Source organism: Aliishimia ponticola (assembly GCF_004803475.1).
Lineage (GTDB): Bacteria > Pseudomonadota > Alphaproteobacteria > Rhodobacterales > Rhodobacteraceae > Aliishimia > Aliishimia ponticola.
This window is the reverse complement of the sequence record NZ_SRKY01000003.1, coordinates 17,778-30,827: the sequence shown is the minus strand read 5'-3', so window position 1 is coordinate 30,827 and position 13,050 is coordinate 17,778. Positions and strand designations below refer to the sequence as shown.

At 62.7% G+C, this 13,050-nt stretch carries 12 protein-coding genes and 1 tRNA gene; 5 read left to right on the top strand and 8 right to left on the bottom strand.

The features are described from left to right. Positions 1-51: 51 nt before the first annotated feature. Entirely contained in the window at positions 52-1,977 is a 1,926-nt protein-coding gene (locus E4Z66_RS11240; protein ID WP_136463133.1) for a cation:proton antiporter domain-containing protein, read from the bottom strand. 181 nt (positions 1,978-2,158) lie between these two features. Between E4Z66_RS11240 and E4Z66_RS11235 the strand changes: the two genes are divergently transcribed. After that, entirely contained in the window at positions 2,159-2,770 is a 612-nt protein-coding gene (locus E4Z66_RS11235) for a hypothetical protein (protein ID WP_136463132.1), read from the top strand. A 6-nt stretch (positions 2,771-2,776) separates the two neighbouring features. Here the strand turns inward: E4Z66_RS11235 and E4Z66_RS11230 are convergent, their stop codons facing one another. After that, entirely contained in the window at positions 2,777-3,232 is a 456-nt protein-coding gene (locus E4Z66_RS11230) for an Lrp/AsnC family transcriptional regulator (protein WP_136463131.1), read from the bottom strand. A gap of 142 nt (positions 3,233-3,374) precedes the next feature. Here E4Z66_RS11230 and hppD point away from each other — a divergent pair, with 142 nt between their 5' ends. Beyond that, the gene (gene hppD / locus E4Z66_RS11225; RefSeq protein ID WP_136463130.1) at positions 3,375-4,481 is read left to right on the top strand and encodes a 4-hydroxyphenylpyruvate dioxygenase; all 1,107 of its coding nucleotides are present in this window, start codon (positions 3,375-3,377) and stop codon (positions 4,479-4,481) included. A 94-nt stretch (positions 4,482-4,575) separates the two neighbouring features. On the opposite strand, the gene E4Z66_RS11220 is transcribed toward hppD, so the two are convergent. The 5 genes from E4Z66_RS11220 to E4Z66_RS19670 form a co-directional block, all read right to left on the bottom strand. Continuing rightward, the gene (locus E4Z66_RS11220) at positions 4,576-7,197 is read right to left on the bottom strand and encodes a hypothetical protein (RefSeq protein ID WP_136463129.1); all 2,622 of its coding nucleotides are present in this window, start codon (positions 7,195-7,197) and stop codon (positions 4,576-4,578) included. Between the two features lie 136 nt (positions 7,198-7,333). Further along, positions 7,334-8,632, bottom strand: a complete 1,299-nt coding sequence (locus E4Z66_RS11215) for an O-acetylhomoserine aminocarboxypropyltransferase/cysteine synthase family protein (RefSeq protein ID WP_136463128.1) — start codon at positions 8,630-8,632, stop codon at positions 7,334-7,336. Between the two features lie 35 nt (positions 8,633-8,667). Continuing rightward, the gene (locus E4Z66_RS11210; RefSeq protein ID WP_136463127.1) at positions 8,668-9,087 is read right to left on the bottom strand and encodes a hypothetical protein; all 420 of its coding nucleotides are present in this window, start codon (positions 9,085-9,087) and stop codon (positions 8,668-8,670) included. Positions 9,088-9,273: 186 nt separating this feature from the next. Beyond that, positions 9,274-10,275, bottom strand: coding sequence for a hypothetical protein (locus E4Z66_RS11205; RefSeq protein ID WP_136463126.1), 1,002 nt, complete (start codon positions 10,273-10,275; stop codon positions 9,274-9,276). Between the two features lie 151 nt (positions 10,276-10,426). Next, positions 10,427-10,510: transfer RNA gene (locus E4Z66_RS19670), tRNA-Tyr, on the bottom strand. Positions 10,511-10,592: 82 nt separating this feature from the next. Between E4Z66_RS19670 and rlmB the strand changes: the two genes are divergently transcribed. The 3 genes from rlmB (at position 10,593) to E4Z66_RS11190 (ending at position 12,358) form a co-directional block, all read left to right on the top strand. Next, positions 10,593-11,375 (top strand): 23S rRNA (guanosine(2251)-2'-O)-methyltransferase RlmB, encoded by a 783-nt coding sequence (rlmB, locus tag E4Z66_RS11200; RefSeq protein WP_211097148.1) that lies wholly within the window; start codon positions 10,593-10,595, stop codon positions 11,373-11,375. 15 nt (positions 11,376-11,390) lie between these two features. Next, positions 11,391-11,672 (top strand): hypothetical protein, encoded by a 282-nt coding sequence (locus E4Z66_RS20005; protein WP_136463125.1) that lies wholly within the window; start codon positions 11,391-11,393, stop codon positions 11,670-11,672. Between the two features lie 215 nt (positions 11,673-11,887). Further along, positions 11,888-12,358: a CoA-binding protein gene (locus E4Z66_RS11190; protein ID WP_136463124.1), complete on the top strand. Its 471-nt coding sequence runs from the start codon at positions 11,888-11,890 to the stop codon at positions 12,356-12,358. Positions 12,359-12,411: 53 nt separating this feature from the next. On the opposite strand, the gene E4Z66_RS11185 is transcribed toward E4Z66_RS11190, so the two are convergent. Next, the gene (locus E4Z66_RS11185) at positions 12,412-12,951 is read right to left on the bottom strand and encodes a cytochrome b (protein WP_136463123.1); all 540 of its coding nucleotides are present in this window, start codon (positions 12,949-12,951) and stop codon (positions 12,412-12,414) included. Positions 12,952-13,050 lie beyond the last annotated feature (99 nt).

The window sequence follows — 13,050 nt, the reverse complement described above, 5'->3', positions numbered from 1 at the left end:
CAAACCCTGCGCAAGCGGACCGCCGCCACGATGCCGCCACGACGCCGCCCATCAGGCCCGCTTGTGGTCGTCCTCTTCCGCGCGCTGCGCCAAGGCGAATTCCAGTTCCTGCTGCAATTCGCGCGCCCGCTTCACATAGGCGTCGTTCTTTTCCAGCGGTACGTCTTCGCGCCACAGCTGCGCCAGTTCCTTCACACCATAGCGGTCCATTTCGTAAAAGACTCGGGTCGCTTCGGCGGCTTCGAACTCGCTCAGGCCGATATGTTCCAGAGCAAAGCGCCCGGCACGCAGGCTGGAATCGAACAGCTCGCGCACGATGTCATTCGCCCCTGCCTGATACAGCCGGAACGCCGCACGGCGGTCAAAGGCGCGGGTGACGATATGCAGATCGGGCCGCAGCCGCCGCGCATATTTGACCAGCTTCACGGCGGAGTCGGGATCGTCGAGGCAGACCACCAGCACCCGTGCTTCCATCAACCCGGCGCGGCGCAGAATATCAGGGCGCGTCGGATCGCCCAGATAACCCTTGAAGCCGAAGCGCCGCATCAGTTGGATCGTCTCCATGTTGTGGTCCAGCACCACCGTCTTGAAGCCGGAGGCAACCACCAACCGGTTCACGATCTGGCCGAACCGCCCGATCCCGGCGATGATGACCGGGCCGTCGTCTTCGAATTCGTCCTCTTCCTGCTCGGGCGCGGCCTTTTCCATCCGGCGATTGATCAGGTCGTAAAGAATGAACAAAAGCGGCGTGATCAGCATGGTCAGCGCGATGACCAGCAACAGGGTCTGGGCGATATCGGTCGGAATGACGCTGGATTGCACGCTGAATGACACCAGCACGAAGCCGAATTCGCCCGCCTGCGCCAGGCTGAGCGCAAAGAGCCATTGATCCCGGCCACGCAGTTTGAACGCCCGTGCGAGCCCCCACAGGATCACCCCTTTGAGGAGGATGACCAGAAGCGCCATGGACAGGATGGCCCAGAAATTGCTCATCAGCAGGGCGATGTTGATCCCGGCCCCGACGGTGATGAAGAACAGCCCCAGAAGAAGCCCCTTGAAGGGTTCGAGGTCGGTCTCAAGCTCATGCCGGAACTCGCTATTGGCCAGAACCACCCCGGCGAGGAAGGCGCCAAGCGCGGGCGACAGACCAACCAGCATCATCAGAAAGGAAATGCCGACCACGATCAGCAGCGCCAAGGCGGTATACATCTCGCGCAGATGCGCGGCGTGGATGTAGCGGAAGACAGGGCGCGTCAGGTAGATGCCCGCGAAGATGACCACCGCAATTGCCGCGATCGTGACCAGCGTGACACCCCATGCGGGCAGCCCGTCCACAAGGCTCAGATTCATTTCGGCATGGCCCGCGCCGGCATGCCCGGCGGCCTGCGTTGTGCCGTGCCCTGCGTCCTCGGCGACCTCCGCCCCGCGATAGATCGACCCGTCCGGCAGAATTTGCGTGGGCAGCGTCACCACCAACAGCGGCAGGAACGCGAGGATCGGGATCACCGCGATGTCCTGCGTCAGCAGCACGGAAAATACCGAGCGCCCGCCTTTGGTCTGCATCAGCCCCTTTTCCGCAAGGGTTTGCAGCACGATGGCCGTCGACGAAAGCGCCAGTGTCAGGCCGATTGCCAACGACACGCCCCAGGGCTGGCCATAGGCCATCGCCACCCCCATCAGAACCAGCGCCGACAGGATGACCTGCAGACCGCCCAGCCCGATCAGCCGGTGCCGCATGTCCCACAGCGCGCGGGGTTCAAGCTCCAACCCGATGAGGAACAGCATCATCACCACGCCGAATTCGGCGAAATGCTGCAAATCCTGCGTTTCGGCCCCGACGAGATGCAGCGCCGGGCCAATCAGCAGGCCCGCTGCAAGGTATCCCAGCACCGAGCCCAGCCCGAGACGGGCGGCAATCGGAACCGCGATCACAGCGGCAGCAAGATAGATGGAGGCTTGGTAGAGGAAGTTTTCCATTGGGTCCGATCGGATGAATCGCGTGGGGGGTCTTTAGTTGTCTACATGAGCCGGGCGGGACAACCTAGCCTTGTCCTGATCTTGGGGCCGCCTTGCCGCGTATTTTGAAAGAATGGACTCACGCTCTGGTTGAGGTATCCTGAACGCAGGTATTTCTTTAAGCGATTTCGGGGGACGGTCCATGAAACCCTTGCGTATTGCCATCTGGCTGGCGGTTGCCATTGCGACCGCCGCGATCCTTTGGGTTCTTGCCCATGGCGGCGTCCGCGTCAGCGCAGAGCCGGTGCCGTGCGGTATGCCGCCTGCCAAGGAAACCAGCGCCGATTACCTGCTGCGCAGCGCCCATTGCCTTTACGATAGCTCGGAAGCGCCGCAGGATCAGTTGCGGCTTGCGCTGATCGACGATCTTTACATCAAGGGCTGGTCCTATTCGGTGCTGAACAAAATCTGCTTCTGGGCGTCGATCCTGCTGGGGGTGACGGTGTTGATCTATCCGGCTCTGGGCCCGGTATTCACGATCCCCACGCCAAAGGGCGAAGACCCGCAGCCGAAAACGTGGCTCCAACGCGCGCTTGGTGCGGCCTCGGTACAGACCGCTGTCACGGCGCTCGCCGCTGCGACCTTTGCCTTTTACGCCCATTACAAAGAGCGCCAGTCCGGTGTCGAAACCATGATGCGCGAACTCATGGTCCGCGAGACGGTGGATGCGCCATATCTGGAAGACCTCGTGGGCCGGATCGGGCGAATGGATGCGGGCTTCGGCTTTGCCGCGCTGACCGGATCAGAACGCTAGGCGCGGTCAGGTCGGCAACGGGCTGTCCTGCTTGAGCTGGTCCATCACGATCTGGCTATGCACCCGCGCGACCGCCTCATGCGGCAGCAGCACTTCGTGAATAAGCCGGTTGAGCGCGGCCAGATCCTCGCAAAACACGCGGAGCAGGTAATCCGCCTCGCCGGTCATGGTCCAGGCCGATGTGATTTCGGGCCGGGTACGCGCCAGCCGGGCAAACCCGGCGGAGGTTTCCGGGCCATGCACGTTAAGATGCACCTGAATGAAGCTCTGCACGCTCAAACCCAGCTTGCGTGGGTCGAGCCGCGCGGTATAGCCGCTGATATAGCCTTCGGCCTCAAGCCGTTGCCGCCGCCGTCCGGCCTGACTGGCAGAAAGGTTGAGCGCCTCACCCAATTCCTGCGCGGTCAAATGCGCGTTCTTTTGCAGGGCGGCGAGAAGGGCGGTGTCGGTTCTGTCCAGCATGGTGCGGGCTTTCGTCTCAATTTCCCGTTTATGCGCGTAAATCACGCAAATTTGCAAGCTTGCGTGCCGCATAATGCGCATTTCGCGCGGCGCGGCGCTGATATTGTGCGGGAAAATCACAAGCAGACGAGGATTGCACCGCATGGGACCGTTTCCGCATGACGCGCCGAAAGCGCAGATCACCCCCGAAAACCCCGCCGGGACCGATGGGTTCGAATTCGTGGAATTTGCCCATCCCGATCCCGAGGAATTGCGCGATGTGTTCCGCAAGATGGGGTATGCGCATGTGGCCAACCACAAGACGCAAGCGATCGAGCTTTGGCAGCAAGGCGACATCACCTATGTGCTGAACGCCGATCCTGACAGCTTTGCCGCCCGCTTCGTCGAAGAGCATGGCCCCTGCGCCCCCTCCATGGCGTGGCGCGTCGTGGATGCGCAGCACGCGCTGGAACATGCGCTCAAGAACGGGGCAGAGGAATATACCGGCCCCGGCAAGGTGATGGATGTACCCGCGATCAAGGGCATCGGTGGCAGCCTGATCTATTTCATCGAGAATTATTACGACACCTCGCCCTATAACTGGGAATTCGACTGGATCACGCAGTCCAAGCCGGAAGGGGTCGGGTTCTATTACCTCGACCACCTCACGCATAATGTCTTCAAGGGCAATATGGACACGTGGTTCCGGTTCTACGGCGATCTGTTCAACTTCCGGGAAATCCGGTTCTTCGATATCGAAGGCAAATATACTGGCCTGTTGAGCCGCGCGCTGACTTCGCCCTGCGGTCGCATCCGTATCCCGATCAACGAAGATCGGGGCGAAACAGGGCAGATCGTGAACTACCTCAAGAAATACAAAGGCGAGGGGATTCAGCATATCGCGGTCGGCACCAACGGGATTTACGACAGCGTGGATGCGATCAGCGAGAATGGTCTGAAATTCATGCCCGGCCCGCCGGACGCCTATTACGACCAGTCCTTTGACCGCGTATCCGGGCATGACGAACCGGTGGAGCGGATGAAAAAACACGGCATCCTGATCGATGGTGAAGGGGTCGTGGACGGGGGCGAGACGAAGATCCTGCTGCAAATCTTCTCCAAGACCGTGATTGGACCGATCTTCTTCGAATTCATCCAGCGCAAGGGCGATGACGGCTTCGGAGAGGGCAACTTCAAGGCCCTGTTCGAAAGCATCGAGGCCGAGGAAATGGCGCGCGGTGACTATGGCGGCGACGTCGCGGCGGAGTAATCGCAAGTGCCAGACCGGGGTGCGCTGAAGCGCACCCTACGGGCCTTGGTGCCCCGTGAGAAGAGTGTGTAGGGTAGGCTTCAGCCTACCTCTTTTACGTCTTCGGCATTCTCAGAACGATGTTGCGCGCGCCTTTGCGGTAGCTCAACTCGCTGTCTCCGATCGCAGAGACCCGGCCACCGTCGATCCGGTCGCCCACCTTCACCTTCTTGTACCGCCCATTCGACAGACGCACCAAGGCGCGCCGGTTGGACGGCGTGCCATAAACGCCCATCAGGTTGATGCGGCGCAGGTTGATCGCGTTCTTCACCGTTGCTTCGCGGGTGACAGAGGTCTTGGACGGCGCGCGCGGTTGCACCGTGCGCGGTGCGACGGCCGCCACCTGCTGCGGTTCTTCGGGCTCTTGAGCCGCGCGCGCCCGCGCAACCGCGCGATCGAAGTTGCGCGGCCGGTTTTCGGGACGCAGCGACGCCGCCACGGCCAGCGCCGATGGGGGCGCTTCTTCTTCGGTTTCTTCGTCCTGCGCCTGCTGTTCGGTTTCTTGCTGCGAGCGCGGGCGGATGCGCGGGCGAATTTGCGCCAGTTCCGAACGGCTCAGTCCGCCCAATTGCGTGCGTTCGTTATTCTCGATCAGATCCTTGGGACGGACACGCGGACGAAACGCGGCCAGCGCGAGGGTCGCCGCTTCGCCCTCCGGCGTTACGTCTCTGTCCAGCGGCGCGGCGGGGTCTTCACGGGGGGCGGGCGGCGCAACAAGCGGCGGACGGCCCTGATAGACGGTCACGCCGTCCGGGCTGACCGCGCCATCCGGGGTCGGCGTCACACGGCCCGACGGGTCAAGCGTAAAGGCAGTCCCCGGCGGCGCAGGGTTGCCGGGCACCCGGAATGCACCGTCGGTGCCATAGGATGCGCCCGGCAGCAGCGCCACGGCGTCAAAGGACAGGTTGGCCGGGTCAATCGACGTCATGTAAAGCGAGTCCAGTCCCAACAGCCCCGGCGCAAGCGGCACGGCGGGCGGGATCGCCCAAATCCCGGTCACGGCATATTGCGCTTCGGCCTCTGCCGGATCAAAGGCGGCGGGAGGCTCCGGTTCCGCCAGCAAGCTGCCGGGCACCTCGGGCGGCAGGACCGGCGCGGCGAGAGAGGCTGTCTCCAGCGGGGGTGGCAGATCCTCGATATCCGGGATCGTGGAGGGCGGAGCCGGTGCCGGTGCCGGGGCGGCGGTTTCTACCTGCTCGGGCGCGGCGCGGGGCGAAAAGAACCCGGCCAACCCGCCATCCTGAAACACCATGGACCACGCGGCCACCATCGCAAGAAAGAGCAGCAAGATCGCGGTCAGGATCAGGCCAAGAAAGCGCGGCTTCTTCGCGACTGCCACATCCGCTTCCGGTTTACGCGCGCCAAAGACGGTCATTCGCTGGCGTTCGCTTTTGGGGTGCGGCGTTGGCGTGGCGCGATCGGCGGCGATCGTTTGTGTGGCAGGGGCGGCACCTTGGGCCTCTGGCGTCGCGTCAGGTTCTGTTCGTGCGCGTTTGCGGGCAAGCCCGCCTAGTTTGCCGCGTCGGGTCTTCTTCGGCCCGGCAGCGGCCTCGTCGGGTGCTGCGGGTGGGGTGACAAGCTGCGGCGTGGGCGGCTCTTCGTCCTCCAGCCCCGGCAGACCGGCATCCAAGACACCTGCGTCACGCAGGGGCGGTGTGCTGGCCCGGGTTTCCGGCGCGACCGGTGGCGGCGGCACGGGGGGAACATCCGACGCAGGGTCCGCTTCGGCGGCCGCATCTGCCCGATCGCCCGGTGCGGCGGGTGTAGTGGGCGTGAAGCGCCGTGTGACACCGCCCAGCTGCGGTGCGGCGGATTGTGCATCGGCCCCGGTGCGCCGCGAGGCAAAGCCCAAAGCCGGGCCTGTATCGCCTTCTTCCGGCTCTGCGTCCTGGGGGGGCGTGTCGTCTTCTGGTGCCGCGCGCTTTAGCCCCGCGGAGGGCTCTTCCGCCTGATCCGGCGCGGCGTTTGTTGCGGGCGCGGCGACGTTGTCTTCCAAGACCAGCGGCGGCGCGGCCTCATCCGGGGCAGAGCCGGCGGGGTCCGCACCATCTGGCGGCGGGCCGGTGTCGTCCACATCGACCACGGGGGCGGTTTCTTCCACCTCTACCACCGGCCCATGCTCTTGCGTCACCGGGTCCAGAACGACCACGGCGATGCCATCGGCTTCGACGGTCTCACCCGGCGCGAGCAGGGTCTGCGCATGACGGGTCGCACCAAAGAACGGCTCCCCCAGAAAGGGCTCCCCCTCCGGCACGGCCACGACAGAGATCGGGGCAAAGCGATGCTCGACCGCGAAGGCCTCCGCCTCTGCCAGCGTTTCAAGCGCGACCGCCGCGATATGGGTCTGATCGCCATCGGGCGACAGATCGAAGGCAAGCTCTTCGACCGCATAGGGCGTCGCCCCGTTCAGGGCGTCGCGGGCGGCCGCCTCCAACTGGTCGGGGGCCATTCCGGCGGTGTCGATGGTCAGATAGCGGATCTGGCTGCCCGGAATGATCAGCTTGGTGCGCAGGCCGGATGGCTCCAGCGCCAGCGCGGTGCGTCGCAGCGCAGCCAACGCGGTGCCCAGATCCGGATCGGACAGGTTCACCTCATCCACAGGGCGCCAGCCACCTGCCGCGCGATGCAGCAAGCGAATGCCCTCGAAGGATAGGGATAGCGCGAAATTCGCCTTCATGGTCTGCTCATGCGCCTTTGCCGAACCTAATGCCGGGTCTCCATACGCCGTAGCAATCTAGGATAAGTGAAACGGGGATTAAAGAAAAGCGGGCCGATGCTGGAACGGCCCGCCGATTGTCACATGCCGGGCAGGGTCAGGCGGTCGCCTTGGTCAGCGCCTGATCCAGATCGGCGATAAGGTCTTCGGCATTTTCGATCCCGATGGACACCCGCACCACCTCTGGCGCGGCCCCGGAAGCGCGCTGCTGCTCGGCGGTCAATTGCCGGTGCGTGGTCGACGCGGAGTGGATGATGAGCGAGCGCGCATCCCCAAGGTTGGCCACATGGCTGAAAATCTCCAAAGAGTTGACCAGCTTGACGCAGGCGTCATAGCCGCCCTTAACCGCAAAGGTGAACAGCCCACCCGCGCCTTTGGGGCAAACCGTGGCGACGCGGTGCTTGTAGGGGGAGCTGTCCAGCCCGGCATAGGTCACGTAATCGACGCGCGGATCGTCTTCGAGCCACTTGGCGATCTTCATCGCGTTTTCCACATGCCGTTCCATCCGCAGCGACAGGGTTTCGATCCCCATCAGCGTGTAATGCGCCGCCTGCGGGTTCATCGTCATACCCAGGTCGCGCAGTCCGACGGCGATGCCATGGAACGTGTAGGCGAGCGGGCCGAAGGTCTCGTGGAACTTGAGCCCGTGATAGGCGGGTTCCGGCGCGGACAGGGACGGGAACTTGTCGCTGGCCGACCAGTCGAACTTGCCACTGTCGACGATGCACCCGCCTGTGACGGTGCCGTTGCCGGTCAGGTACTTGGTTGTGGAATGGACCACCAGCGTCGCGCCATGCTCGATAGGGCGGCACAGATAGGGCGTGGCAGAGGTGTTATCGACGATCAGCGGCAGGCCCGCCGCATCGGCCACAGCGGCGATGGCAGGCAGGTCGGTGATGTAGCCGCCCGGATTGGCGATGGATTCGCAGAACACCGCGCGGGTGTTGTCGTTGATCGCAGCCTTCACAGCATCCAGATCATCGAAATCGACAAAGGTCGCTTCCCAGCCGAAACGCTTGATCGTCTGGCTGAACTGCGTGACGGTGCCGCCATAAAGACGGGTGGAGACCACCACATTCATGCCCGGCGACATCAGCGGGAACAGCGCCATGATCTGCGCCGCATGGCCGGAAGAGCAGCACACCGCGCCCGCGCCGCCTTCCAGCGTTGCAATCCGTTCCTGCAGCACCGCGACCGTGGGGTTGGTCAGGCGCGAATAGATGTAGCCGACTTCCTGAAGGTTAAACAGCGCCGCCGCATGGTCCGCATCGCGAAAGACATAAGCCGTCGTCTGGTAGATCGGCGTCTGGCGCGCGCCAGTGGCGGGGTCCGGGCGTGCGCCCGCGTGGATTTGCAACGTGTCGAAGCCGTAGCTCGGCCCTTGGGGATCGGTCATCCGGGGGTCCTCCTCTTGGATCTGTCCCGTCCTTGCTAAGCCAAGCCTTGGTTGGTCACAAGAAGCTGCGGTATGCCGCATCGATCCATCAGGCGCAGGCGGTCGTGAATGTCGGACAGGGACGAATCGAGATATTCGGTCATCTCGATCCGCAGCGCCTGCAAATCCTCGGTGCGCCGGATGAACAGCCGCACGGTTGACGACGACAGGCAGCGCCCATCGGCAACGACATGGGACCAGCTTACCACGATCATCGCGGCATGAGGTTCAAGATCCTCGATGGACAGGATCGTCGGCACGATGCGCACGACCTTTTGCTGCGCGTCGTTGCTGATCTGCCGGGCCAGTTCGATCAACGCCTTTTCCGGCGTTCCGACCAGCGCGATCTGTTCGCCGAAATAGACCGGGAAGGGATGTGAAAAGAACGGCTCCAAGGCAGCCGTGTCGCGAAACACTACCAGACGCGTGAGGGAGTTCAGGAGAAGCTGAATTTCGGATCGGGAGAGGTTATCATACGACATTTTTGACCAACTGGTAAAAGACTTCCACCACAGGCGGCCCATAGACACTGTAGCCTAGCGAGGCCACGGGCAAAAACAGGCGTGGCGGAAAGTTGCCGACCCAAGCCCTGGCCGTGCCGATCAGCGCATCCAGAACCCGTTCTTGCGAAGCTGGTTTCGGATCGCCTGTTCGCGCCGGGGCAGGTTCTGTTGATCGAAAAGCGCCCGCGCCTTGGCGCCTCGGCCCTGATAGACCATGCGCTTGATCGGCTCATGCCCCTTGAGCAGTTTCTTCAGGCGGTTGGGCGCGGCGATTTCTTCAAGAAGCGCGATCACCCGGTCATCCTCGCGCGCATATAGCAGCGGGAATGTCCGGTAATGACAGGAGATGGCGCCATCCAGCAGCCCGGGGGGCAGGGTGTCTCTGCCGCCGCCAAGCGCGTGGATCACCAATGGCAACGCCACCTGATCGAGCCACGGGTCAAGCGATTGGCAGACAAGCTCTGCCGGCGGGGTGTCGCGGATCGCAAGGGCGTAGTCTTCGAACCGCGCGCCGAACACGCGCGGACATTCGTAAAAGAAGAAACCGGCATTGAAGTAGAGATAGCGCCGCCAGTATTCGTCGGGCTGGTCCGGGTCGATGCTGCTGTCGAAATCCAGCCCGAACTTGTCATATAGCGATGCCCAGATCGCCGAATAGCCGGGGCCGTAAAGTTCGATCTCCGGCCAGGTGCCCTCGCGCCGGAGGGAGGCGGTAGGCCGCGCGAAGTCGAACGGGACCGTGGTCAGGTCGCCGGTGATCAGCGTGTCGCTGTCGAAAAACACGAAAGGCGTGCCTTCGGGCAGGGCGCGCAACATTTCGATCTTGTTGCCATAAGGATAAGCGTCGCCGAAATGCTGCGCGTGGAAGGGCACGATTTCGGCGCCCATCTCCTCCATCATCGCGCGGATATCGGGCTTGATGCGCGGATCACGGGGCCACAGCGGGCCGGGCTGCGGCTCTGCCACCAATACGCGACCCGGAAAATCCGGGGTGGTCTTGCGCAGCGAGGCAATGAAAAGCAGCGCTTCATATTGCAGCCGGCCAGCTTGCGCGACGAGCGCGACATTGAATACCTGCTGTTTCTTCGACTTGCGTGCCATTGACTGCCCGGGCCCGTTTTCCTTGCAGTCTAACGTCCGGATCGGCGCAGGCAAAAGGGGGATTACAAAGGCCTGCCAAAAGTGTCGCGGAAATGGCGCGTCCTGCCCGCCGTCCGGACCTGCCGGCATAAGAAAATCGAGGGGAGGAAAGTGGTGGGCGACCCTGGAATCGAACCAGGCGTGCGTCTCCGCGAGGGAGTTACAGTCCCCTGCCACACCTTGCGGCCTGTCGCCCACTTTCCCAAAGCCGCTGGCCTTGGCGTGGGCGGTTGATTACAAGCGGCTTTCATGGGCGTCAACCTCTAAATCGGGCGGAAATGAACGTGGTGAAAAAACCCAAATGGGTCGTTGAAAAGGAACAGGCGCGCAAAGCGTCCGGCAAGGAAACCGTCTGGCTCTTTGGCCTGCATGCGGTCCGCGATGCGTTGAGCAATCCGCGCCGGGAAAAATTGCGCCTGCTGGTAACGCCCAATGCGCTGGAAAAGATCCGCGAAGCGGTTGAAATTTCTGGGATTGAGCCGGAAATCACCGACCCGCGCAAGTTCTCGGCGCCGATTGATCCGGGGTCTGTCCACCAAGGCGTCGCGCTGGAGGTGAAGCCTCTCGACTGGGGGCGTCTGGCCGATGTGGTGATCGGAGCAGAGGTGCCGCGGACGATTCTTCTGGATCGCGTGACCGACCCGCATAACGTAGGGGCGATTCTGCGCAGCGCCGAAGTGCTGGGCGCGCAGGCCGTGATCGCACCGCGCCACCATTCTGCACCGGAGACGGGCGCATTGGCCAAGACCGCCTCTGGCGCGTTGGAACGCCAACCCTATCTGCGCGTCAGGAACCTGGCGGAAACCATTGAAGAAATGCAGAAAATGGGATTCCTTGTTCTCGGCCTCGATGGTGAGGCGGAGATCACCGTCGAACAGGCCATCGACGGGCGAAAGGATCAGCCAGTGGCATTGGTGCTTGGGGCCGAAGGGCCGGGCTTGCGCCAGAAAACCCGCGAGACCTGCGATATGTTGGTACGGATCGACGCAGCGGGCGCTTTTGGGTCGCTCAACGTCTCAAACGCGGCGGCAATCGCCCTATATGCCTCTTTGCGAGGATAACAAAAGGAGCCGCCAGTGCCGCAGAAAATCGCGACATGCTGCTATTGCGGGACTCGGGCGGCGCTTGTGCTGTCCGGTAGCGAACGTCACGAATTGGCGTGCCAAAGCTGCGGCGCGCCGCTGCATGATCTCAAGCGGCTTCCCATGGCGCGCGTGCAAGCCACCGCCCCTGAGCGGGTAAGGCCAACTTCCCCCGGCAAGAATCTGAAGAAAAAGCAGAAAAAGAAAAAGCGCAAAGGTCTTGCCGCGCGCGTCTTCGAGGAAGCTTTCGATTTTCTCGAAGATATTTTCGACTGAAGCGCGCGCCGGATTAACCTGATCTTCACAGTTTCGCGACATACCCTTTTCTAACCTCCAGTTCGTTCCCACATCTGGAGAGACGGCGGAGCCGGAACTTCCGCAGGTCATTTCACTGTCCCTCGTTCCGTGACTCATCCCCCGGGGTTCGTCCCCGGGGTTTTTTTGTGATCCGCGCCCTTTCAAGGGCTGGTGACTCGCGCTACGCAAAGGGGATGACAGAGTATTCCGACAGCTATCTGCGCGATATCCTCAAATCGGTGAAGACCGTGGCGGTCGTGGGCATATCGACCAACCCGGTGCGGCCCAGCTTTTTCGTGGGGCGGTATCTGGATTTGAAGGGCTACAAGGTGATCCCGGTGAACCCGGCCTATGCGGGGCAAAGCCTGTTTGGGCACAAGATCATGCCGGACCTGAAGTCCATCGAGGAACCGGTTGATATGGTGGACATTTTCCGCCGGTCGGAGCATGTGCCAGAGATCGTCGACGAGGCGCTGGACAGTTTGCCGGGGTTGAAGGCGATCTGGATGCAGATCGGGGTGGAACATGCCGCCGCCGCAGCAAAGGCCGAGGCGGCGGGGATCAAGGTGGTGCAGAATCGCTGCCCCAAGATCGAGTATCAGCGGCTTTTCAGCGAACTTCGCATGGGCGGCTTCAATACCGGAATCATCTCTTCCAAGCTGTAAGGCGGCCAGACCCGGGCACGGCGCACGCGCCCGGCCAGCGGCAGTATCTTAGGTCACGCCATGCGTCGCAGGGTGTCGTCTTTCTGGATGCGGTTATGCCAGACCACCGCCATCAGAATATGCCCGATGACGACGAAGAACAGCAGCCAGCCAAGTTCACCATGCCATTCGGCCGCGGCGTCCATCCACGCGATTTTCTCGGCGCGCGGGGCGAAAATCTCGATCCCCAGATAGGACAGGCCGCGCGTGCCACCGGCCGCAGCAATGAGCCGCAGCAAGGGGATGATGACCATCAGCGCATAAAGCGCCAGGTGCCCCAACAGGGCCGCGCGCCCCAGCAGGCCCGGCTCCGGCTCCGGACGGTTTGATAGCTGCGACAGTCCCCAAAGCCCGCGCAGAAGCACCAGCAGGAACAGTGTCGTGCCCAAGGTCGTGTGATAGGACCAAAGCGTCTCGAGCAGGGCGTTTTCGCGCGGCAGCGCCCAATGGGCGGCGGCGGAGGCGAATTGGCACAGAAACAACAGCGCCATGCCCCAGTGAAAGATGCGTGACACCAAGCCGTAACGCAGTGGGGTATCGGTCAGGGTCGCCATATGGTGAAGTCTCCTATGTCGTCGGTCAGAACGATTGACGTGGCGTCAGACGCAAATGTCAACGCCTCACCCATGCCAGACATTCCCGCACCCGGAAAC